Origin of the sequence: uncultured Psychrobacter sp. (genome assembly GCF_947495825.1) — a bacterium.
In the GTDB taxonomy this organism is placed as follows: Bacteria; Pseudomonadota; Gammaproteobacteria; order Pseudomonadales; family Moraxellaceae; genus Psychrobacter.
In genome coordinates, this window is record NZ_CANMAH010000007.1 from 107,199 (window position 1) to 129,457 (window position 22,259).

Genomic DNA, 22,259 nt, shown 5'->3' on the forward strand with positions numbered 1-22,259 from the left:
TTTAGATGATCTGCTCTTTATTTTATCGCTTTTATAATGCATATTTATACAAATTATAGCTAAGTTACAAAAGCAGCTACTTTTTCGTAAACCTCTTCTTCACTGTACAAAACATCCATTTCAATGTTATAGCCTTCTTTCTGCTTTAGGTGCTTTAGAGTGTATAACGATTTTTCTATATGGCTATCGATGTCATCTATGACATCTTGCGTAATACGCTCATTGAGCGCTGGACGATATATAAATAACCCAGCTTTAGCCTCTTGGCCTGTTAACAGACATGCTTTTTGTATATTACTACAACCCAAATAATCTAAATTAAAACTTAGGGCATTTTTTTCTAGATAATCCGCTGACACTACAGTTGCAAATAGACAATCGTTTTCAAAAAGACTGTTTTCTTGCTGTGGTCGCCAAATTGGTAGATCTAAAGCAATCTCACTATTATCAATGTTACTTTCTAGTAGGATATCTTCTTCCTGATAATATTCAGTTTTATTAATATTATTTAAGCTTTGCTTTAATCCCTTACGTAGCTCTATTGTGTTAAGAACAGGCACTGTTGGTTTTTTCTTTTCTTGAAAGTGATCCATATGCACATAATCACGATACAAAGAATTTAAGATCGAGTCTACAGATACTCCCTTGATAGGCATTAGTGGCGTATAGGTTAGCTGTGAAGAAGGTGGATAAGAATATCCTACTGTGTTTAGTGCTGTTGAGATAGACTGTAATAGCAGTCTTAGACCTTGAACAGCATTTTTTCCGTAGATACAAGCAAAGCCTTTCAAGCTTGAATGAGCCAGCTTAAACCGAATTTTTTCATCACCGTCTTCTATGAAACCAACACCTAAGTTAAATACTTCTTTAGCTACAATATCAGGTGTGAATTTGACGACGAAAAAGTGACCTTTGATAAAAGAAGCTACTGCATCTTTAGGTTGTAGTAAGCTTGTCCAATTCATAATGACAGCATCCCATAGCGTTCACTTAAAATACAAGTGATATTATGATCTCTACTTTGCAAAAATGCTAAGAATTTCTGCCATATTTCACGATCTTGATTACTTGATAAAGCATCCACCCAAAACTCACATTCAGCTATAATCTGCTTAATGGCTTTAAACTTCTTTAATGCTGTTTGTATAATGAGATTGCCTTTTTTGCTATCAGCCTGTATATCTTTAATCACTAGATCAGCCAAATAATTACTATAATTATTATTCTCAATGAGATCTGTTGACTTCCAGTTAGTGCCGCCCTCTATAGCAAGTTTGCCGTTGTCGATTAACCAAAAATCTTTTGCATTGGCGGTTAAAATGTTACGAGGTAGCCGATCTGTATTTGCCATGATCTCATCACAAATTAGCGCTTCTTTAAAGTGTGTCCATTTAATAAGCTCACGCTCTACCGCTTGTCTGCTATGACTGTACCTAGACGATAATGCTTTGGCATACATTCGCTGCGTAGCAAACATAGGAATAACGTCATTAGTCTCATAGCTTCTTTTAAGGCGATCGCTAAGACTACTCCATAAATGAGTAAGACTCTCTTTGGGCATTAATACTAAAAACGCTTGCTCAGGTTGCGGTACTTTGTATAATTCGCAAATCAAGTAGCCAATAATTTCATTAAGCAGACCTCGATCACCTGTAGCGGCATATGGATGATCATAAGCATACGCTTTAAAATAAACGGGTATGTCTTTATCCTCATGAAATACATTACCAGTGAATACATCACTTACAATGTCGTTTTTTTCAGCGGTGTCCACTCTTAGTATATCGAACGGTTGAATCGTTTTAATAACAATGTTATTCATGTTAGGTTATACCTATTAAGCATTATGCTAAAGTTTCATTTTGCTTATTCGTAGTCTGAAATACACTTACCGTCACCTTACACAATCAATATCTAGTCGCTAAGCCCAACTAAATACTTGCACCCCAACTAACCCGCTTTCACATGCGGGATCAGCTCGCCACTAGGTAGCTCTATTAAGTAAGTCGTCACAAGGTACGGCTCTGCTGGAAATTTTAAAGCTTCAGGAATTAGTGGGCCATCTATACCTATGCCATAGTTATTCATATTAGCAAAGGATTGTTCAGCAGCTGCAAGTGCACCCTCTACAATACTGTGCATATACTGATTAAAGGTGGCGACTTCGACAGCACCAGACATTGTGCCATGCTCAGAGTTAAGCTGATAGTTATCAGGGATCTGTACGACCTGCGCGGTTCGATAGTCGGAACGCGCAAGTATTGTCAACACCGTGCTTATTTCTTGATCCTTGGCATCTAACGCATAGGCTCTAAATAGAAAACGCTGAATGACGCCCGTCATCTGATCTACGATCGGCCAAATATTTGCTACCAGTTCCATAACGCTTTTCCTGATTATAGTTTTATCGTGATTACTTTACTGTCACCTGACCATTCAATAGCATAGGTAGTAGCCAGTCTCTTAAGGATGAGAGCTGCTGATTTTCTACGGAGTTATTCAAAATCGACTCAAAAATACTGGCTACTCTACTATTAAAATTTAATATAGTACCTTCAGAAGGGAGCGCTTGGTAGAGATTGACAGTATCAATTGGGCTAAGATTTTTCTGTGAACTCCCAGTAGCTATATTCTCTAGTCTCATGCGCGACTCAGGCCTCAGAAACAATAGATAAAAGTAGACTTTCAAAGTATCTTTACATAAAAATTTACCTACTCGCTGATTTAAAAGTAAGTTATCTTCATTTACGATGCATAATCGACCCACATTACCAGTCAAAGATATTAAAATATCACCCTTTTCTAACTTGCAATAATCTGGTATTTTATCTGGTATTCTATCAACAAAGTCAGTATTATCCGTTGTTAGTCCATAGTCTTGTACATTTTTAATCGTGATAATTTTATAAGTTCCAGAAGTAGTATATTCTCTTGAGTTAAATGAGTATCCCGATCCAATTGACAAGTTTTCTGAAAGCTTCTCTGCTGCCCACCCCTCAGGTATCTCACGCTTTAACACTTCGTTATAAACCATCTTACCGCCAGACGACTTATAAGGCTGACCGTCTGCATCGGGAAAATCAAACTGCACAAACCAGTAGTCATACAGTGTTTTTGCCATGGCTTCTAACTCTGTGTTGATTTGATTGTTGAGTTCGATTTTTTTATCTAGAAGCCTCAAAATTGAAGCTATTGATGTCTGGGTTTTCAAGTTTGGGAATTCAAACTCTACTTGTCTTAATGAGACTCCAGTTAAATGCTTAATAGTTGACCCGATAAAATAATTACTAAGCTCACCAGTTCTATGTGCTAATAACATTCGATAGAATAAAAAGTTGTAATCAAACCCTTTTTTTACTCTCAATCTATGAAGTGCTTTCTGAATTTTCATGTCTGACAATTCATCACGCCAAACTGCACAACGTCCTGGCTCCCCTCCCTCGCATATCACTAAATCTCCATATTCAAGTCCATATCGTTCATGCTCGTGATCTTCAAACCTCATTTCCTTAAGATGATTTAAATCAAACTCTCCCCATCTAACATTGTAATTAGCAAGATATAAATACAAATCACCTTTGTTCTTTTTTTTATCTAGCATTTTACCAAGGCAAGAATCAGAGATATCGCCGAGCGTTCTTTTAGTCCACTTGCTCATAACTCAACCCCTCCAACTGCTTCCTAATATCACTTTCTATCTTGCGAGACTTACTAAACAGTCGATCTAAATTATCGGTATAGCCTTGCATCTTCTCTTTAAACTGCTCAGTGGTAATATCGACATACTCAATTTTTACCTCAAAATACTGTCCTGCGCTAAAGCTATAGTTTTTTGCCTTTATATCAGCATAACTGACGGTCACAGAAAGATCATCGATTTGCTTTTTATTATTAAACACATTAACAATCTGCTGCTCTTCCTCAGCGCTTAGCACCGTCTTTTGGGTTTTACCTTCTTTGACTTTTTGACCTAGATTCGACGCATCGACCAGTACCACATCGCCATCATTGCTATCATCGATAAATACGATCGATACGTTTGTTCCAGTGGTCGCAAAGATATTAGATGGCATGGAGACCACACCAGCGAGCATCTTGTCATCGATTAGCTTTTGCCGGATCTTTTTATCAATACCAGACTGCGCGGTGATAAAGCCAGTGGGTACGACTACCGCTGCCTTACCGCCTTTCTTGAGTGACGCGATAATGTGCTGTAAAAACAGCTGATAGATCTCCATCTTATCTTTGCTTTTGGCCTTTATCTTTGGAATACCTGCAAAGAAGCGCTCTTTGTTCTCTTTACTGTCTAGCGCATCTCGATAGTCGCTAAAGTCGAGTTTAAACGGTGGATTGGATACGATATAGTCAAACTGCTTAAGCGCTTCGTCTTCTTTGTGATAAGGATGATAGATAGTATTGCCCTGAATCACATTGGGGATCGAGTGAACTAAATTGTTTAAAATTAAATTTAAACGCAATAGATTCGATGACTTTTGTGAGATATCTTGAGTGTAGATAGTACAGCGGTCTTCACCGATGGCATGGGCGACGTTCATCAGTAGCGTACCCGATCCTGCTGAAGGATCGTAGCACGTGACATTTCTTACTACGCCACGCTCTGCCTGTGGTACTAATATTTCAGCCATAATACGAGCAACGGCATGGGGCGTGAAGTACTCGGCATACTTCCCCCCTGAGTTGCTGTTATAGTCTTTGATTAAGTACTCAAAAATATCGGCATAAAAATCAAACTTTTGATCAAAGATACGCTCAAAGCTAAACTCAATCAGCTTATTGATCACCGCACGGCAAAAATCATCACGCTTAGACTCATCAGCGATAAACGTACTAAGACGATCAAACAATACAACTTTTGCACCGCCATCTGTTTTTACTGCAAAAATGTCGTTGTTCTTGGTAGCGATGTCTATCAAAGTATCATCAAACAGCTTAGCAAAGTCAGGCGCATTACTTTGGCTAAATAGATAGCTAATGAAATGATGTGGCTCCAAATGCGCGGTATCTGCACTCATCTGTAACTGTAGCATCTCATAATCTTCTGCACTCATTTCACTAAGCGCTTTTTCCCAATTGTCAGCTTGAGCGACATCTTCATCTATCTTCTTCGCTTCATAAGCGAACTTATCATTTAGAAACTTATATAAGAATATCTGAGTGATAATTTTAAACTCGTTACCATCATTACCTAATCCGTAATTGGCGCAAATGCTCTTTAAACTATCAATTAACTCTTGGGTTTTAGCTTTAAACTCAAGCTCTACCATGGTCTTGCTCCAACGTTGTATTCATCGATATATTCTGAGACAACCAGCTTATTAATATAGCGTGAGCTGTCAGGTTTCAGTTTTATTTCATGGTCTTTCATAAACCTTTTTATGACGATAGGCATCATTTGCCCTTCAAAGTAGCTTTCGTTTTCAACGATTTGACTACTGTTGAGCACCTTTTCATCGGCATCGTTTTTTACCGCCATGAGCGCTTCGTGAATAGTACGCTCAGAGCTGTTAATATCTATTTGTTGACGCTCTGTTATGCGCTTATGAATGCGAGCGTACTTGGCATCGCCTTTGTACTTACGTCGCATCTGCTCATTGGTACGGTTAAGCTCTTTTATGCGTTTATGAATCTTAGTCAGCTCATCGATATTCTCGCTCATCTGCTCTTGCGTCACTTCGCTTAGCTTTCTTTTTTTGAATATACGCTCAAGCTCTTCTTTTAAGCTGACAAATTCAGGATCTTTTTGATCAAAATTGCTTGCCATCGCTTCACGGGTTTTGCGTAGGGTGCTTTTTAGCTCATCGGCCAGTACCAGCTCTTCCTCGCCTATCTTCGTGAACTTAAATATCACATCTTCTAAAGCTTGGTTAAGTAGATTACTGGTAGCTGTCCCCTGCTCTAAGCTTTGCTTAGTATTAAGTAGATCAAGATGCTGACTGGTTTCACGATACAGTTTGTTGAGCGTATTAAAATCAAGCGCTTCTAAGAACTTATAGTCACCTTGCAGGCGCACCAAATTATACAGACTTCTCGCATCGCCAAGTACTTTTTTAAGACTTAGTATCGTATCTCTGTCCTGTATCTGACTGATCTGATCGCTGAAGACCTCCATGTTGTCGGTCTCATAAAGGAACAGTACCTCCTTGATATGCTCAATCTCCTGCTCTATCTCTTCATGTGATTTAAACAGATGAGAGTAGCTTTCTATCTCATCGCCTAGCTCAGACTGTAGCTCTTCAAAATAGGCTTTGTTAGTCTTATCAAACTCTTTGCTGATATCTGCAAAATCAACCACGTAACCGTATCTAAAGTCTTCGTAGGTACGGTTTACTCGTGTCAAAGCTTGTAGCAAATTATGCGCTCGTATAATGCGTCCAAGGTATAGTTTCTTTAGACGCTTAGCATCAAAGCCTGTCAGCAGCATGTTATACACAAATAAGAAATCTATCTTCCCAGCCTTAAAATCCTCTACCCACTGTTTGCGCTCTTCTTTAGTACCAACGTCATGCAAAATCAGCTGAGCAGATTTTACCTTTACTTCTTCATGACGAATCTCAGCTAGGGTTTTTATACCTGAATCAGGCGCTTGGCTATTGGCGACTGCGTTATCTTGTGCATATTGTGTGTTAAACAGCTCATACATCTGCTTAGCTTGCTTTGAGCTATCGCAAATAACCATACCGCCTATGCTCGCATCGTTCAGTGCTCCACGGCTGTCTTCAAAATCTGAGATAATGTATTCAAGCATTGGCTCGACAAAGCAAGAATGAGCGTATATGTCCTCACGCTTAACATCACCTACCAGTACCTCCGCTTTGGCAAGGGCTTCTTGTAAGATCAGTTTATACTTGGTAGATATCTCTTCTCTTATTAGGCGCAGGGTATAGCCATCAGCAATCGAGGCATTGTAGTAATACTTGTGAATATAATCGCCAAATAACGCTCTGGAATTGTAGTCATCACCCAATAATGGCGTTCCTGTTAGGCCGATCTTAATTGCGTTTGGATCAGATTCTTTTAGATTGGCTAAAAAGCTGCCTTTGGGATTATAGCTACGGTGTACTTCATCCAAAAAATAGATCCGCTGAATATCCACGTTATAATCCTTGGTAGATGTAACATTCGGATCATCTTCAAATTTTTGAATATTGACTACAGTAATCTCAGGTACACCTGAGTCATTGTGGATGGCCTTGGTTGCTTTGATATCACGAGCAAAGTCAGCTTTGGAATCAACGGTTCGCACCCTTAGGCCACGGGCTGTAAACTCGCGCTGAGCTTGCTGTAGCAAATCTAACCGATCAACAATAAAATAAAACTTAGGGGTAGTTTGCCGCTTTTGGAAATAGTCAGTTAAAAAATGCACGTTATAAAAAGCCAAAGCCGTTTTACCGCTACCTTGTGTATGCCAAATAATACCTTTCTTGATTCCTTCATCGAGCTTACTACCAATAGCTTTGGTCGCAAACATCTGTGGATAGCGCATGATATGCTTTTCAAGCCCTTTAGTTTCATTCACATAGACCAGCGCATATCGCAAAATAAATGCCAACCGCTCTCGGCTAAGTAAAGAGGTACATATGCTATTAGTAGGACGTTCAGGCTGCTTATTAGTTTTAAACTCCTCACTATTTCGAATAACTTCTAAGTTGTTATCCTTTAAAACTCTAAGCTCATCAGCAGCATCAACTGGCTGTAATAGTGCAGTATAGTTAAACGTTTCTTCTTCACGAAAGTAGTTGAATATTGGCTTATGATAAGAAGAGCTGGCATAAAAAGCTCCTCGTAGTGGCTCAGGATCACCATCTACGTATTCCATGTTGTTCGAAAAAATCATAAACTGAGTTATATTTATAAAGCGTTTGAACTTAGGGTTCTGAAATCGTGTATTGATACGGTTTCTCTCAGCAATAATGCCTTCTCGATTATGCGGCTTTTTGACTTCTATAAAGACAAGGGGCATACCGTTAATCAGCAAAGTGATATCAGGGCGGAACTCTTCATCACCATTTTTATAAGTCAGCTCTGTAACCACATGAAAGCTATTATTATTGAAATCTTCAAAATCAATGAGCTTCGTACCTGAGCGCTCCGATAGCTTGTCAAAGAATGCTTTGCCTAAATCCTCATTGTCTAAAAGCAATTTCACATCTTCAAATAGACGTCTGACCTCATCGTCTTTGATGCCTTTATTGATTCGCTTTACAGCATCATTGAATAGCTCAGGGAAAATATTGGTATCGATATCCCATGTCGTCTCTTTGAGCGATAAATACTGATAGCCTAGCTTCATCAAGTGAAGAATAGTGGGTATTTTGACACGGGAGTCTTCGTTAAATTTCATGGGATAAGCTCATGGTTAAAGTTCATTTTTTTTATAAACATAGATCTAATCGTATCTTATCATCTATTGATTTTATAACGATGTTTTCAGCAAATTATGATAAGGCATTCTACTGACAATCATAGAACGCCTTACCTATCTTGTTTTTATATATAGGCTTATAGACCTTTATAAAGCCCAAAGCTTACGTTGTCTTGCCTGTTGTTCATCTAGTAGCTTTCGGATAGTTTGCTGCGTCTCTCGGCTCTTTTGGGTACAAGCGACTGCCTCGTTTTGCTCATCCTCAGACGGCATAATAACTGGCATCTGTTTGAGTTCTTTTAGCGATATATTCGCAATCGTTGCCCCTTTAATCAGGCGTGAGATCTGCACAGTACCAAAGTCGGATTTTAAATAAGTGTACAAGGCTCTAGGATCAACTTTACTTGAAGTCACCCGTATCACAATCCCAGACTTGTTCACCATCCAGCGCTTGTCCCCTGCGGTAGGGACGCTCTCAGGTACAATACCAAGCTTACCAGCACTGCCTTTCAAGATCATAACGATATCATTGGGTTGCAAAAACCCAGCTTCATTCTTTGCACGAACAGATTCTGATATACCTACCTCTTTGGTAGGTGTAGCAATATCACCGATACCCTCAATCTCACCTGCCCCCACTTCTAAGACAGTATAATCCCCTTCATCGGCATTAAAAGGTAGACCACGCTCAAACCTGACCAATCTATCTAAATCTATGGTCTCAGACTTTGCAATAATTGACTTAACCTTTTTTTCCTCAGGACTCAATACATAAGCTGCGCTATAGAGAGTATAGTCTTTATCTACGATACTTTGACGATCAACTGATAAGGCATAGTCTGTTTCTTCACTAGACTCAATCTGGGCTAGAATACCTTCGATATCTGTTAGTCCAACCAACCAGCGATTGGTTGTTTTATCAACAAACTCAGACTCTGATAAATCAACGAATCTTACTTGATCATTGCCCCCTTTGGGATCAAGAATCAACATAGACGTTTTCACACCCGTACTTGTCCAAATATTACTAGGTAATGAAATAACCGTGCTAACCATACCTTTATCAATCAGATATTGTCTGACTGGCTTTTCCATACTAGAAAACAGTATGCCCTCTGAGACAGTAGTAATGACTTTTTCAGAGCATTGTTTGATGAGATGGAAGATATCCGCTGTTTCTATCTTCTTTGGCACAACCTCATATCTACCATACTTATCATTTTCAGCATTCTTGCTTGAAAATCGAACGCCCATTGGTGAGAAACTTACACCATAGTCAAATAGCTGAAGCTGATTTTTATCATCAGTGTAGCTAGGAGACAGAAGCGGGTTTGCATAGTTAACATCAAAACTATCTGAACTAATCAATGACAGCACATCTGCGATTATCAAGTCAGCGTTGATCGTCTCGTAACTAACGTCACCATTTTTTTCACTAATAATGGTGCATAAAGGTGCGGTCGCTGGTGATGCTATATAAACACTTTTATTGTGTACGTCACCTAGGATAGCAGCTACTAAATCGTATAAGCTAATATGAGCGTAATAACCATTCATTTTTGATTGGCTACTAATATGTAAAATTATAAGCTCACGAACAAGCTGATTGATTTCTTGCTCAGGGACTTTGAGCAAGGTTTGTAGAAGCTTACTAACTAGCGACATTGGCAGTTGCTCTACATCTTTACTATTAGCAAAGACTCTTTGTACTTGTTCATCTTCGCTATTTTTTAAACTATCTAATAGTGCTAACCACTTATCTCTGTTTTCAGCAGTACTAGAGTCCAGTTTTATATCCTCTGGTAACTTATTTCGCAAAAATAGAGAATACATTGCTGTCATCTTTAACGCAGTGATACTATTAGTCTCTAAAATGTTCTGACCTCTTAAGACATCATAGAGCTGATAAGCAGTATTTTCACTAGTTTTAAAGTTTTGCATAAAACATGCCTTTTATAGATTATGTAATGAAGACGAGCTGTTTTTAGCACGTCGACGGTCATAGCTGTTTAGATGGTAAGCTGTGATCAAAGTATCGTTCTCAGATACTGCTACCACCCCACCTTTCTTCAAAATCTGCTTCAACGTTTTAATAATCATTTGTACTTCTCTTGCATCAAACGCCTTACCAGCTTTCATTGTTTCATAACAGCTTAGTTTCATTTTGCTCTCTCCAATTGATTATTATGAATATACTCAAATTCAGCTAGTAGCTCTTTTATACGCTTCTTATTAAGGACTACTTTGTCTCCTCTCACCTCTCCAAACGCTAACGTTATGTCTAGCTCAGACATGCTTATCGCTCGTTGACTCATTCTAGCTTGCAAGTGTCTTGTAGTATTCATGAGAGTATCCTTGTCATCCATCATTTGATGAGATAAGAATAAGCGAGTTTACTTTCCTTGTCAAATAATATTTTTGTTCCATTTAAAATAAATTAGTACTAAATTTTATATAAAGATGGTTTTATTTCTAGGAATTATTAAGAAATATCTATGCTTGAATTCTCACCGTTTTCTGACTGTCGGTTTGATTACTACCTTATTGCTTTGTATGCTAAATAAGTTTTGTACAAGGATTGACGCTAATGATTTGATAAGCTAGAACTGGCTTAGTGAGGAAAAAAGAGTTTTTTGATGATAATATATACCTGAGCTGAGTTTATGGCGTTGCTATGCGCATGTATATTTTTAAGTAATATCTTGATACAATTAACTATGAGATAAATCCCGTTTTTTACCTTGCATCCAATACTATATTACTGCTGGTCTATTTGTTGGTCTATAATAATATTACTGAATAAAAAACCTATAACTATCAATAATTTAAGAATATTGTTCGAATCCCTCCTTCACCGCCAATCTTATTCTGCTTAATCCAGCTTTTAGTTTTACTATTCCTCCCTGCTCAACATCATCAAGACTTTTACATTACGCTGCTCACAAAAGTCATTTAGCTGAGCGTAGGCGGTACGGAATATGTGCCAACTACGTGGGCTACCATATCGCTAGAGCCTTCTGAATACAAAGAGACCTCACCTACTATTAGTGTGCGCCCTACTTTTATCAACGTACACTCGGCAATAATACGCGCTTGGGCTGAAGGTTTGCGCAAAAAGTTAATGGTAAGGCTCGTCGTTACAGTCAGCGGGACAATACCTATTTTGCCCAGTATCGCCACATAAATGGCGACATCAGCGATACTCATCATTACTGGCCCAGAGACCGTACCACCAGGACGCAGCTCGTCTATGCCAATATCATGTGCTAAGGTCGCCCCTTTATCATCTACTGCTTCGATAATGCATTTGGTTTGGGGAAACTCCGATGTTATAAAAGCGACAATCTCTTCTTTGGTTGCTGACATATATCTTCCTTGAGTTTAATTCTTATTACCTTTCTGTCTTTATCTGAACAATACTTTTCTCAATCATCATAACAAATTTTTCAATCATTACATTTAACTATCTGTTGTCGATGTCTTTGCTATTGCCACACCGCCCCAGGTAACCAGCGCGACACCAAGCGCAATTAAAGAAGCGCCCAATAACAACCCCTCTGGCGGCGCTTCACCTTGCAAAAAAATAGCAACAGGGACGCCCACGATCGCTCCTACTGCGCCTAATAAGCTCAATAAAACTGGACCGCCTGTTTTTTGTAGCAAAAACAGCAGTAAAAATTGACCAGCAAAGATTAATGCTTGGATAGCGATTAACCAAAGCGACTTAAACTCTGTTAGCGGTACAGTAACTGAAAAGCTAGGCAGCGCGCTGACAGTGCCAAGCAATATTGCAGCGGCAATCAGCATGCCTGGGGCAAGCGAGCTAGGAGATGCGTTATCTGGCCAGCGTAAGGTACGATAAAGATTGCCGATTGCAAGCAAAACTGGTCCGCAAAGCGCCAATAAAATCCAAAACACACTGGCATCTGGGGTAGAGAACTTGCGGGCTGCCAACACTCCCACACCCAAAAGTGCTGCCACAACACCAGTAGCACGGAGCGCATTAAAGCGCTCTATTCGTAGCACTAAAGCGCCAAGATAAGTAAGCAGTGGCGGCAGAGCGATAATCAGGGCGACAAAACCTGCACCAACATGTGGAATGGCTGAAAAAAAGATTAAATTGGATCCTGCAACGCTCACCAACGCTGCCACCAAGTAATACTCAAAACTGCGTTTATTTAAAGGTGGTAGCTCATTTTTAAAAAAAGCGATGATGAATAAAATAATTGCGGCCCCTGTGATCGACCAAAACAAAAAAGCCAATGGCGTCAAATCAATGACGTTTGCATATTTGGCTAGATTGGTAGACACCCCAATCAACACACCGCCAGCTAACAGGCAAACTAAAGGAATAAACCATTTAGACTTATTGCGTGATATTCCTTGTTGCCCGTGTTCATTCATCGTTTATCCTACTCACTTGAAACGTACTTGGTCAATTATCGTTGAAACTTTACCTGAATAACAACCAAGTAAAAACCAATACAATGAACATTTTACTTATCTCTATTAAGGCCTATCATGGGTTAGCACATTTATACTTAATAAAGGTCTTAAAACAGTTAGGTTTCTCAAAATGTGAGTCGGCCTTGTAATATTCATAGTCAGTATTAGCTGACTATTATCTAATCACCTACCACTGATATACTAATAATTATTTTTTAAAATCCAAGTCGCTATCCCTCATATAAAGGTTCTAAGTCATTTATTTATATATTAAAATACCTCCAGCCACGGTCATGAACTTTGTTGACAATCAATATATTAATAAACTATAGTTTGCATTTTCACTCTTATCGTGTATATTCGTTTTTATGAATGTTGATGATAAAAAAAGGATGCATGGCAATGGAAAAAAGGGAACACGTCATATTACTCACTGACCATGAAGTGTCGTTAATACATACTTCACTGAGTAACTTTCAACGTGATCTGATTAATCGTTTTAAATCATTAAAGGAAGTGACTGAAGAAGGAGAAGAGGTTTGGATTGGGGATTATGACAGAATGCAGCTGGATGTCATCGATTCAATACAAAAAAAACTCTCAGAGTTTTGATAAATTTGCATATCATTGTATAGCGGTTCGATTTGCTATAATGATTAAACTTATTAACCATCACTCCCTGATTGGTTAATGAAGATATAAGAGACTTAAAACCCTGCCTCATCCTGTGTTAGTGGACTAATCTTGATAGGTACCGCGAATGACCATGCCATACCAGCCGTACAATAAAAACCATTGTCATCAAAAGACATAATGCGAGCTGTAAAGTCGTTGTCGACTTGATCTGACATAGCTTCTTCGTCACTGCTATCACTTACTGCACACCATATTTGTGTGTCACCACGATCCAACATCGCACGTGTTAGTTCACTACCAGTTAATTCTTTATACATTCTAATTCCTCCTAATTACGGTTTATTGTTATTAAACACTAAAATACTTTATGGTTTAATACTTTTATAAACCTAAGTAGTTAAGTACATCTAAAAATACTTTGTGCAAAAAATATTTAATAAAATAGTGTTTAGATGTATTGGATTTGAATGTTATAAGTTATTGTTTCTTTTATCTATTTATAATTGTATAAACGGTCTTTTCTTTGACTTGAACGGTTGTTTGTAATTGTTGCTACGATTATTGAATTAATATTGTTCAAAACCCTATCTCGTTTTGACTAAGCTCAACTCTACGAACAGGAACTGCATACTTCCATGATTTTCCCTCATTACAAACAAAATAGTCATTTGTATAAGTAACAATAGGATAGATACAGCTATAGTCAGCTTCATTGATAGTAGTCAGAGCTTGTCCATCACTATCGTTACTTACCGCGCACCATACCTGCTTATCACCGCGATTTAACATTGCACGTGCTAGATCACTACCTACTAAATTATTGTTCATATATATATCCTTATTAATAGACAATCGTCGTTATTTTCAAGCATACTCTTTATAGTATCGATTTATATTTATAGAATGTTCACTTTTGTGTCTTACTTTTTCAGATACGCTTACACTGATTATACAAAGCTCAAGCAGGTAATTAAAAAATCTAGTTACTTAAATGAATTTATTACTGACGTATAGATACGACTTATCTACATAGACAATTTCTACCCAGAGCAGTACACCTTAGGGAAGTTCTTCATATCTTTCAACCCTTGGATATGGGGTTCAGAAAACCAATAAGTTTATCAATTTTAATAAATAGTCAATAAAAACAGACAAAACACTCCTATCGACAGCTGTTACTTGAGTTTAGATTGGTATTGAGATCAACACGATATGAGTCTATTAAGAAAACCAGACGTCACTTATTTAAGGAGTCTACAATGAGACATATATTGCTAAAATCGAAAAGAATTACGCGCTTACTAGGAATAACCCTTGTCACGACAGTCGTAGGAATAAGCGCTTGTAATAGTGAGACAGAAGAGGCGAATGATACGGTAGCATTAGATCAGTCTACCGCTAACGTAGAGTCGACAGCGATGACTAAAGAAGAAAGTGTCACGGAGGAGCCATCCGAGCTTATGGACAACACTATGCCTGATAATACAAATAACGATGAGATGATGACTGACTTTGCGGAGAACACAAATATCGATAAAACAGATGCTGAAGGCTTACAATAAATGGCAATTGAGTAGTAAATAACTAATCGAGCATAATAAATAAAGAGGCAGACAGGGTTGCCCTAGTTGTCTGCCTCTTTATATTAAACTTAATGGTATCTTGTCTTGTCTAGACAAACGAAAGACAATTTTATTTACCTGACAATTTTGCCATCTATATTATCTATAGTATCTATTGATGTTGTGTGCTTATGAATTAATCTTTAGCATCTAATTGCTCTTTTGAGCGCCGCTCTTCCCAGTACAGAGCGTTTTTAATACCCAGTTTGTTAGGATCAAATGTATAGCGAGTCACCCCTGCTTTACGCTGGTTTTCATAGTCTTTGAGTGCTTTGAACGCAGGACGTGCCATAAAAAAAATCAGCAAGATACCAACGATATTTAACCATGCAATCAGACCGACACCAATATCGCCAACCGCCCAGATATAGCCTGCCGAATTGAGTCCGCCATAAGCAATCATCGACATCGTCAATACTTTAACCAACAATAATCCTATTCTGTTGACCCTAGGACTAATAGAGCGTGTCAGATAGGCAACATTAACTTCAGCAATATAATAATTGGCTAAAATGGTAGTAAAAGCAAAAAAGAAGACGGCAACAGCAATAAATGTATCACCAAATGCGCCATAGACCGACTCCATTGCCAGCTGCGTAAAAGCAGGAGAATTGATTTCAGTACCTGCCACGACGTTTTGTACAAGGTATTGACCCTCAGGTAACGTTCCTTGAATGTTATAGGTCCCCATCGTCAAAATCATAAAAGCCGTTGCTGAGCAAACCAATAAGGTATCGATATAGACAGAAAATGATTGTACCAATCCTTGCTGCGCTGGATGATCGACCTCAGCGGCAGCAGCAGCATGAGGGGTCGTGCCTTGACCGGCTTCACTTGAATAGACGCCACGTTTGACACCCCAACCGAGGGCGGCTCCCAGTCCTGCCTGCGCGGTAAAAGCATCACCGACGATTAGCGCAAATACTTGTGGTATCAGCTCAAAATTGATGAGCATAATTATTAAGGCTAAGACAATATAGCCGATTGCCATAAACGGTACGACAATTTCGGTAAACGTTGCAATACGCTTGATACCACCAAAGATGATAACACCAAAGACAATGAGGATGAGCGCTATTGCCCCAAGCCTCATGCTACTGACGTCTGTGCCTAAGATGTTTAACGTAGTTCCCTCACCCATTACCTGTGTGACAGCATTGACCACGCCATTTGTTTGAATGCCGGGTAAAAATATACTTAAAGCGGTGATAGCAGCAATCGCAAAAACGATACCGTACCAGCGTTGTCCCAGTGCCTTTTCAAAATAGTAAGCCGGACCACCACGATACTCTCCAGTAGTCGCATCTTTTTCTTTGTATATCTGCGCTAGTGTTGCTTCAATATAAGCCGTAGTCGCGCCTAAGAATCCAACCACCCACATCCAAAATACAGCGCCTGGTCCACCAAAGCCGATAGCTGCGGCAACCCCTGCTATGTTGCCCATCCCCACACGTCCCGCTAACGATAAGGTCAATGCTTGAAAGGAAGAGATACCATTACGACTTGCTTTGCCTTTAAATATGAGACGTAACATCTCTCCAAAGAGACGTACTTGAGCAAACCGTGTGACTATCGAGAAGAACAGACCTGCTCCTAAACACAAGTAAATTAGCGCTGAGCTCCAAATGATGCCGTTTATTGTATTGACAAAATCTTCCATGTATCTGTTCCTATTACTGTAGATATAACGGCAGTAGTGATTTGTTTGGCCTTTTATTTAATCGTAGATTTTCTATACCGTAAAGAGACTGCAATTTGGCATAAAATTAAAATAATTACTAGACAGTTTTTTCAACGATTGTGTTCGAATTAGCATATATTTAAGTTTGATGTCATAAAAGTGCGCATGACGATAGCGTTTCTTATCGTTAAAATAACCAATTCGCTGCTGTCTAATACAATAAGCTTGCTACCTTAACCGTTTGCTAACCACACGAATGTTTGGAGTAAGTTATACTAAACATCTCATTTATCTTGACAACGCATTTAAAAATAATAACAACGGATTGCTCTATGGTATTGGATATTTTACTCGTTATTCACTTTATATTATTACTGATCATATCTTTACGAGTACTTTCACGTCCTGAATTAACGTCACCAGCTAGGCTTGCTTGGTTGGTTGTTTTGTTCGTGCTTCCGTACATTGGCGTGGTTGTCTACTGGATGTTCGGTGAAGTCCATTTAGGAAATGGCTTTGCACAGCGTTATAAAAAAATCATTGACGATCTGCATCACAATAACCCTGAAGTACTCGGCTGCAAGGGCGCGCTAACAGAGGCTGTCAAACCGGAGTACCGAGCTGCCTTTGCATACTCAGCCAATATCACAGGCTTTCATACTACCTTAGGTAATAGTGCTGAGCTGATGAAAGATGCAGCGGATACACGTCAGCGTATGATTGCAGATTTCGATGCAGCGACCGATCACATTCATGTGTTGTATTATATTTGGCTAATCGACGGTATGGGAGTTGATACCGCTAAAGCCCTGATACGTGCTGCTAAGCGAGGGGTTACTTGCCGTGCAATGGTCGATGGGATGGGCTCGCGTAAGATGATCGGCTCCAAGATATGGCAAGAAATGAAGGATGCTGGTGTACAAGTCAGCGTTGCCTTACCGATTAGCAATCCAATAAAGGTGCTATTATTTAGCCGTATTGATTTGCGCAATCACCGCAAAATTACAGTCATAGACGGGAAGATTGGCTACTCTGGTAGTCGCAACTGTGCGGATCCAGAGTTTCGAGTAAAGCCAAACTTTGCGCCGTGGGTAGATATTATGCTACGAGTTGAAGGGCCTGTGGTTGCACAAAATCAAATGTTGTTTGCGAGCGACTGGTTGATTGAAAACCCAGATACTTCTTTTGATAGTTTTCCTTATTATACTGAATCTCATACTAAAACCAGTAACGAGTCTTATCCTAAATGTCAGGAAAATTCAAAACAAAATGGTTTTGCCGCGCAAGTCTTTGCAGATGGACCGACTCAGCAACATGGCTCAACTCCGCAGTTTTTAGGTGCTCTTATCAGTCAAGCTCAGCACACCTTAATTATCTCTACTACTTATTTTGTACCAGATTATTCGCTAGTCAGTATTTTATGCGCGACGGCCTATCGCGGGGTAGAGGTCACGATGATTTTCCCAAAACACAATGACTCATTGGTAGTAGCAGCGACCAGTCGCAGTTACTATTGGCAACTACTACAAGCAGGAGTGAAAATTTATGAATATAGGCCAGGTTTGCTGCACGCTAAAACTCTGACTGTTGATGGTAACATCAGCTTGATTGGCTCGACCAACTTAGATCTGCGTAGCTTTGATTTGAATTATGAAAACAACATTGTGTTTAGTGATACAGCGCTAACTGCTGATATTATCGAGCGCCAATATCAGTATATCGCTGATTCTGATGAGGTGCAGCTTCAACAAGTCAAAGACTGGCCGTTGCCTTATCGGATTTGGAATAATATCGTCGCTACCATGGGGCCTATATTATAAAGCGACCAATCTCACTATCAAGTTGTGCGTTTTTTTAATATATACACCACAAATTTTGCTTCGGTTACAAAGGGTGCAGTCTCAGCACTAGCCAGCAATATTTGGCGACTTTCAGGACGAGCACGGTAAGCATAAGGCGTCATGGTTAACAGATCGGTTAATGCCTCTACTGGTAAGCTTAATGAGACGCTAATATTGTGCGTGTCTATCAGCGCAAAATAAGGCGCTAAAGCGGGCAAAAACTTATCGGAGTCATGCTCACGTACGCTATCAAACAAGGCTTCACGTATACTCGCCAAGTGCCCGACATCCGGCTTGGCAATCAATAGATAACCCTCGTCCTGTAGAGCTGCTGCAAACGCTTCTGGTAAAATGGGGCTAAATATACTACTAATACCTGTCATGCTATGAGGACGCAGAGGTAAATGCGCAGCGCTGGTCACCAATGGATAAATAGCTGCCATTTTAGTATCAGTCTGTTTGCCATCGATATTTTGTTGATACCAAAGACTGTTTGCCGCTTTACTGACTTTAGCCAAGCTGGCAAGCGCGGGCTTACTAATATCTGCAGCGATTAAAGCGTCCATACCAGTTTGCGCCATTGCTTGTGTGTAATACCCTTCTCCGCAACCAATATCTAGCCAGCGCATAGGCTGTTCATCATCCTCCATTGCCGCTCTATTTTCTGCCAATAACTGCGTCATTTGCTGACAGATTAATGCTTGCAGAGGCTGATAGTAACCTGCTGCCAAAAACCGCTTGCGAGCATCGATAGATTGCTGACTGTCACCAGGCACTTTGGATTTTTTTTGTTGGACTGGTAACAGATTGACATAGCCTTGCCGTGCTACATCAAATGGATGCGAGGTTTGTTTAGGGTGTAGGCTACCATCACAGTGCCACGTATTTCTAGCAGGCTGCATAGGTGAGTGGCAAATAGGACAAGTAAATAAATACACAGGCAACTCAAAATCAGACATATTTGATGAGCATATTAGCAAAATTTATAGGTAATGGATGATATTAACCATTATTAAATAATAAAAAAGCCATCTCGACAGATCAAAGATGGCTTTTTATTGGATAAATTATGATTTTAGATTAGCGTAGCTTGAGCGTCATCAAACCTAGTACCACTAACACAATGGCAATAATCCAAAAACGCGCGACCACTTGAGTCTCTTTCCAACCAATCTCTTCAAAATGATGATGCAATGGTGCCATGCGAAAGACGCGCTTTTTACGTAGTTTATATGACCCTACCTGAATCATGACTGACATTGCTTCGGCAACGAACAGACCACCCATAATAGCAAAAGCAATCTCTTGCCTTGTCATTACTGCAATTGTACCTAGCATCGCACCAAGCGCTAGCGCACCCACATCACCCATAAAGACTTGGGCTGGATGCGCATTAAACCATAAGAATCCAAGACCGGCTCCAATCATTGCACCACAAACGATAATAACTTCAGAGTTATAGGCTATATAGGGAACATGCAAATACTCAGAAAATCTAACATCACCTGACACATATGCCATCGCACCCAGACCTGCTGCGACAAGCACTATGGGCAAAATAGCCAAGCCATCTAAGCCATCCGTTAAGTTGACTGCGTTAGAAGCACCATTAATGACAAAGTAGGTAAAGACAATAAAACCGATACCAAATGGAACTGCCGAAAATGGAATCGTTAAGTTTTTGAAGATGGGAATCAGCAGATCCTGCATCTCACGTGTCGTTGCCATATCAGGCTGTAGCGTAGCTATATAGTAAAGTGAAGCTCCGACAAATAATGCACCAACAGACAGCCAAAAATACTTTTTGCGGGCGATCAGCCCTTGAGGGTTTTTATATTTAATTTTTAGCCAATCATCTGCCCAGCCAACCGCGCCAAAGATAATCATTACAATCAGCAATATCCAAATGTAAGGATTGCTCAGCCTTGCCCATAGCAGTGTGGCGACCCCGATGGAGGTCAGAATCAAAACGCCGCCCATCGTGGGCGTACCGGTCTTGATTAGATGTGACTGAGGACCGTCATCACGGACCGCCTGCCCATACTTAAGTGAGCGTAGATGACGGATAACCCGTCCGCCAAAAAACAAGCTAAAACTAAGCGCGGTAATGACCGCAAGTAACGCTCGTAGTGTCAACGAAGAAACCGCAAAAAACGGTGTGTAATACTGACCAAGCCATTCAAACAACCAAACTAACACCGTCTACTCCTCAACTAGCGCATCAATAAGTGTTTCCATTTGCATGGAACGAGAACCCTTGAACAACACAGTACAAGGCTTGGCTTGTTGCGCTTGCAAAAATGTCTGCAAGTATTGTAGTAGACTTTCTTTGTCATCAAAAGCATGAGCACTGATCGCACTCACCTCTTTTGCACCTGCAACACTATAGGCTGCATATTCGCCCACACAGAGCAGTACATCGATACCCGTGGCACCAATAGTCCGTCCAAGGCTTTGATGTTCGCTGACAGCGGCATCACCAAGCTCTGCGATGTCGCCCAATACCATGACCTGCGTACCTGTTTGTGCAGCCAATACTTTAGCGGCAGCACGTACTGAGTGTGGATTGGCGTTATAAGTATCATCGATGAGCCTATGCATGCCTAACAGCTGACTGTTTAAACGTCCCTTAGCAGGTCGGGCATTTTCTAAACCGATTACGATATCGCTGACATCGATGTTCAACGCATGCGCACAAGCAGCAGCAGCCAAAGCATTATTCACATTATGCTCGCCTGCCAAAGGCAAATTGATATCATAGACCTGATTGCCCACATGCAGCTTAAACTCACTGCGCTCAGGCTCTACGTCTAAGTGGCTGGCACTGACATCGGTGTTACCAAAGCCAATTACATGTGAGGTGTGCTTTTCAGCGATGCGGCGCAATTGATTGGTAAAATCATCTTTATCGGGAACAATAGCAAATTGAGCATCCGTTAATGTGTGATAGATTTCAGCCTTGGTTTGACATATGCCTTCACGACTACCAAATTCCCCTAAATGTGCTGTACCGATATTTAATATACAGGCGACATCAGGTCGGACAATCTCAGTCGTATAAGCAATCTCGCCGATATGGTTTGCGCCCAGCTCTAGTATGGCATAACGATGATGATCAGATAGCTCAAGCAGCATCATCGGTACGCCCAAATCATTATTAAGATTGCCGCGAGTGATGAGCGTCGGTGCCAAGCGGCCAAAAATACTACCTAGCATCTCTTTACAAGTCGTCTTACCACTAGAGCCCGTAATAGCGATGACCGTCAAGTTTTGGTGCTGCTGACGACGATAAGCGGCCAAATGCCCTAAAGCCAAACGGGTATCGCTTACCACCAACTGCGGAATACTAGTAGAAATCGGACGTGATACGATCGCTGCGACCGCACCTTGAGCAGCGGCGACATTGATATAGTCATGTCCATCAAAATTATCGCCACTGAGTGCTAAAAATATATCACCTGCTTTGATGGTGCGCGTGTCGGTTGTGATACGATTGCTTGTAACGCCAACCTCTGTGCCTGATTGAGCTTGTTGCCAGTGACTGCTAAGCGCCTCTGTAGCCGCCAGCAAGTTATCTGCTTGCCAGACATAAAGTCCTTGCGACTGAATGGTATTGTTATTGCCAGCTGTCATAGTGATTGCCTTGTATG

Annotated in this window: 19 protein-coding genes; 3 read left to right on the plus strand and 16 right to left on the minus strand. The window is 40.1% G+C overall.

Annotated elements, in window-relative coordinates:
- Positions 1-59 precede the first annotated feature (59 nt).
- The 10 genes from Q0895_RS09010 to Q0895_RS09055 form a co-directional block, all read right to left on the minus strand.
- Complete coding sequence (locus Q0895_RS09010) at positions 60-965, minus strand: hypothetical protein (protein WP_299187963.1); 906 nt, start codon at positions 963-965, stop codon at positions 60-62.
- Positions 962-1,822, minus strand: coding sequence for a hypothetical protein (locus Q0895_RS09015; RefSeq protein ID WP_299187965.1), 861 nt, complete (start codon positions 1,820-1,822; stop codon positions 962-964). Before Q0895_RS09015 ends, Q0895_RS09010 begins: the two co-directional genes overlap by 4 nt.
- A gap of 128 nt (positions 1,823-1,950) precedes the next feature.
- Positions 1,951-2,382 (minus strand): hypothetical protein, encoded by a 432-nt coding sequence (locus Q0895_RS09020; protein WP_299187967.1) that lies wholly within the window; start codon positions 2,380-2,382, stop codon positions 1,951-1,953.
- Between the two features lie 31 nt (positions 2,383-2,413).
- Complete coding sequence (locus Q0895_RS09025; RefSeq protein WP_299187970.1) at positions 2,414-3,658, minus strand: restriction endonuclease subunit S; 1,245 nt, start codon at positions 3,656-3,658, stop codon at positions 2,414-2,416.
- Positions 3,642-5,285 carry a class I SAM-dependent DNA methyltransferase gene (locus Q0895_RS09030; protein ID WP_299187972.1) on the minus strand — a complete coding sequence of 548 codons (1,644 nt, stop codon included), beginning with the start codon at positions 5,283-5,285 and terminating at the stop codon, positions 3,642-3,644. Before Q0895_RS09030 ends, Q0895_RS09025 begins: the two co-directional genes overlap by 17 nt.
- Positions 5,279-8,362 carry a type I restriction endonuclease gene (locus Q0895_RS09035; RefSeq protein WP_299187975.1) on the minus strand — a complete coding sequence of 1,028 codons (3,084 nt, stop codon included), beginning with the start codon at positions 8,360-8,362 and terminating at the stop codon, positions 5,279-5,281. The genes Q0895_RS09030 and Q0895_RS09035 overlap by 7 nt, the downstream gene beginning before the upstream one ends.
- Before the next feature lie 168 nt (positions 8,363-8,530).
- Positions 8,531-10,324: an N-6 DNA methylase gene (locus tag Q0895_RS09040; RefSeq protein ID WP_299187978.1), complete on the minus strand. Its 1,794-nt coding sequence runs from the start codon at positions 10,322-10,324 to the stop codon at positions 8,531-8,533.
- Positions 10,325-10,336: 12 nt separating this feature from the next.
- Positions 10,337-10,546 (minus strand): hypothetical protein, encoded by a 210-nt coding sequence (locus tag Q0895_RS09045; protein WP_299187981.1) that lies wholly within the window; start codon positions 10,544-10,546, stop codon positions 10,337-10,339.
- 789 nt (positions 10,547-11,335) lie between these two features.
- Positions 11,336-11,749: a PaaI family thioesterase gene (locus Q0895_RS09050; protein WP_299187983.1), complete on the minus strand. Its 414-nt coding sequence runs from the start codon at positions 11,747-11,749 to the stop codon at positions 11,336-11,338.
- Between the two features lie 93 nt (positions 11,750-11,842).
- Positions 11,843-12,787 (minus strand): DMT family transporter, encoded by a 945-nt coding sequence (locus Q0895_RS09055; RefSeq protein WP_299187985.1) that lies wholly within the window; start codon positions 12,785-12,787, stop codon positions 11,843-11,845.
- A 438-nt stretch (positions 12,788-13,225) separates the two neighbouring features.
- Between Q0895_RS09055 and Q0895_RS09060 the strand changes: the two genes are divergently transcribed.
- The gene (locus Q0895_RS09060; RefSeq protein WP_299187988.1) at positions 13,226-13,441 is read left to right on the plus strand and encodes a hypothetical protein; all 216 of its coding nucleotides are present in this window, start codon (positions 13,226-13,228) and stop codon (positions 13,439-13,441) included.
- A gap of 95 nt (positions 13,442-13,536) precedes the next feature.
- Here Q0895_RS09060 and Q0895_RS09065 read toward each other — a convergent pair whose 3' ends face one another.
- The gene (locus Q0895_RS09065; protein WP_299187991.1) at positions 13,537-13,782 is read right to left on the minus strand and encodes a hypothetical protein; all 246 of its coding nucleotides are present in this window, start codon (positions 13,780-13,782) and stop codon (positions 13,537-13,539) included.
- A 259-nt stretch (positions 13,783-14,041) separates the two neighbouring features.
- On the minus strand, positions 14,042-14,293 hold the full coding sequence (locus Q0895_RS09070; protein ID WP_299187993.1) for a hypothetical protein: 252 nt from the start codon (positions 14,291-14,293) through the stop codon (positions 14,042-14,044).
- Between the two features lie 431 nt (positions 14,294-14,724).
- Between Q0895_RS09070 and Q0895_RS09075 the strand changes: the two genes are divergently transcribed.
- A complete protein-coding gene (locus Q0895_RS09075; protein ID WP_299187995.1) occupies positions 14,725-15,027 on the plus strand; it encodes a hypothetical protein in 303 nt (100 codons plus the stop codon).
- Between the two features lie 196 nt (positions 15,028-15,223).
- On the opposite strand, the gene Q0895_RS09080 is transcribed toward Q0895_RS09075, so the two are convergent.
- The gene (locus tag Q0895_RS09080) at positions 15,224-16,747 is read right to left on the minus strand and encodes an alanine/glycine:cation symporter family protein (protein ID WP_299187997.1); all 1,524 of its coding nucleotides are present in this window, start codon (positions 16,745-16,747) and stop codon (positions 15,224-15,226) included.
- 353 nt (positions 16,748-17,100) lie between these two features.
- Between Q0895_RS09080 and cls the strand changes: the two genes are divergently transcribed.
- The gene (gene cls, locus Q0895_RS09085; RefSeq protein ID WP_299187999.1) at positions 17,101-18,588 is read left to right on the plus strand and encodes a cardiolipin synthase; all 1,488 of its coding nucleotides are present in this window, start codon (positions 17,101-17,103) and stop codon (positions 18,586-18,588) included.
- Positions 18,589-18,605: 17 nt separating this feature from the next.
- Here the strand turns inward: cls and Q0895_RS09090 are convergent, their stop codons facing one another.
- The 3 genes from Q0895_RS09090 to murF form a co-directional block, all read right to left on the minus strand.
- On the minus strand, positions 18,606-19,568 hold the full coding sequence (locus tag Q0895_RS09090) for a putative RNA methyltransferase (protein ID WP_299188001.1): 963 nt from the start codon (positions 19,566-19,568) through the stop codon (positions 18,606-18,608).
- Between the two features lie 121 nt (positions 19,569-19,689).
- Positions 19,690-20,808, minus strand: a complete 1,119-nt coding sequence (gene mraY / locus Q0895_RS09095) for a phospho-N-acetylmuramoyl-pentapeptide-transferase (protein WP_299188003.1) — start codon at positions 20,806-20,808, stop codon at positions 19,690-19,692.
- Positions 20,809-20,811: 3 nt separating this feature from the next.
- Complete coding sequence (murF, locus tag Q0895_RS09100; protein WP_299188005.1) at positions 20,812-22,242, minus strand: UDP-N-acetylmuramoyl-tripeptide--D-alanyl-D-alanine ligase; 1,431 nt, start codon at positions 22,240-22,242, stop codon at positions 20,812-20,814.
- Positions 22,243-22,259: the final 17 nt, after the last annotated feature.

Bases quoted from the DNA above. Each gene is read 5' to 3' on its own strand.
- Q0895_RS09080 (WP_299187997.1), bottom strand. From the start codon at position 16,747: ATGGAAGATTTTGTCAATACAATAAACGGCATCATTTGGAGCTCAGCG.
- Q0895_RS09010 (WP_299187963.1), bottom strand. From the start codon at position 965: ATGAATTGGACAAGCTTACTACAACCTAAAGATGCAGTAGCTTCTTTT.
- Q0895_RS09050 (WP_299187983.1), bottom strand. From the start codon at position 11,749: ATGTCAGCAACCAAAGAAGAGATTGTCGCTTTTATAACATCGGAGTTT.
- Q0895_RS09030 (WP_299187972.1), bottom strand. From the start codon at position 5,285: ATGGTAGAGCTTGAGTTTAAAGCTAAAACCCAAGAGTTAATTGATAGT.
- Q0895_RS09090 (WP_299188001.1), bottom strand. From the start codon at position 19,568: ATGTCTGATTTTGAGTTGCCTGTGTATTTATTTACTTGTCCTATTTGC.
- Q0895_RS09070 (WP_299187993.1), bottom strand. From the start codon at position 14,293: ATGAACAATAATTTAGTAGGTAGTGATCTAGCACGTGCAATGTTAAAT.
- Q0895_RS09075 (WP_299187995.1), top strand. From the start codon at position 14,725: ATGAGACATATATTGCTAAAATCGAAAAGAATTACGCGCTTACTAGGA.
- Q0895_RS09045 (WP_299187981.1), bottom strand. From the start codon at position 10,546: ATGAAACTAAGCTGTTATGAAACAATGAAAGCTGGTAAGGCGTTTGAT.
- Q0895_RS09020 (WP_299187967.1), bottom strand. From the start codon at position 2,382: ATGGAACTGGTAGCAAATATTTGGCCGATCGTAGATCAGATGACGGGC.
- Q0895_RS09015 (WP_299187965.1), bottom strand. From the start codon at position 1,822: ATGAATAACATTGTTATTAAAACGATTCAACCGTTCGATATACTAAGA.
- Q0895_RS09025 (WP_299187970.1), bottom strand. From the start codon at position 3,658: ATGAGCAAGTGGACTAAAAGAACGCTCGGCGATATCTCTGATTCTTGC.
- Q0895_RS09040 (WP_299187978.1), bottom strand. From the start codon at position 10,324: ATGCAAAACTTTAAAACTAGTGAAAATACTGCTTATCAGCTCTATGAT.
- murF (WP_299188005.1), bottom strand. From the start codon at position 22,242: ATGACAGCTGGCAATAACAATACCATTCAGTCGCAAGGACTTTATGTC.
- Q0895_RS09065 (WP_299187991.1), bottom strand. From the start codon at position 13,782: ATGTATAAAGAATTAACTGGTAGTGAACTAACACGTGCGATGTTGGAT.
- Q0895_RS09060 (WP_299187988.1), top strand. From the start codon at position 13,226: ATGGCAATGGAAAAAAGGGAACACGTCATATTACTCACTGACCATGAA.
- Q0895_RS09055 (WP_299187985.1), bottom strand. From the start codon at position 12,787: ATGAATGAACACGGGCAACAAGGAATATCACGCAATAAGTCTAAATGG.
- cls (WP_299187999.1), top strand. From the start codon at position 17,101: ATGGTATTGGATATTTTACTCGTTATTCACTTTATATTATTACTGATC.
- Q0895_RS09035 (WP_299187975.1), bottom strand. From the start codon at position 8,362: ATGAAATTTAACGAAGACTCCCGTGTCAAAATACCCACTATTCTTCAC.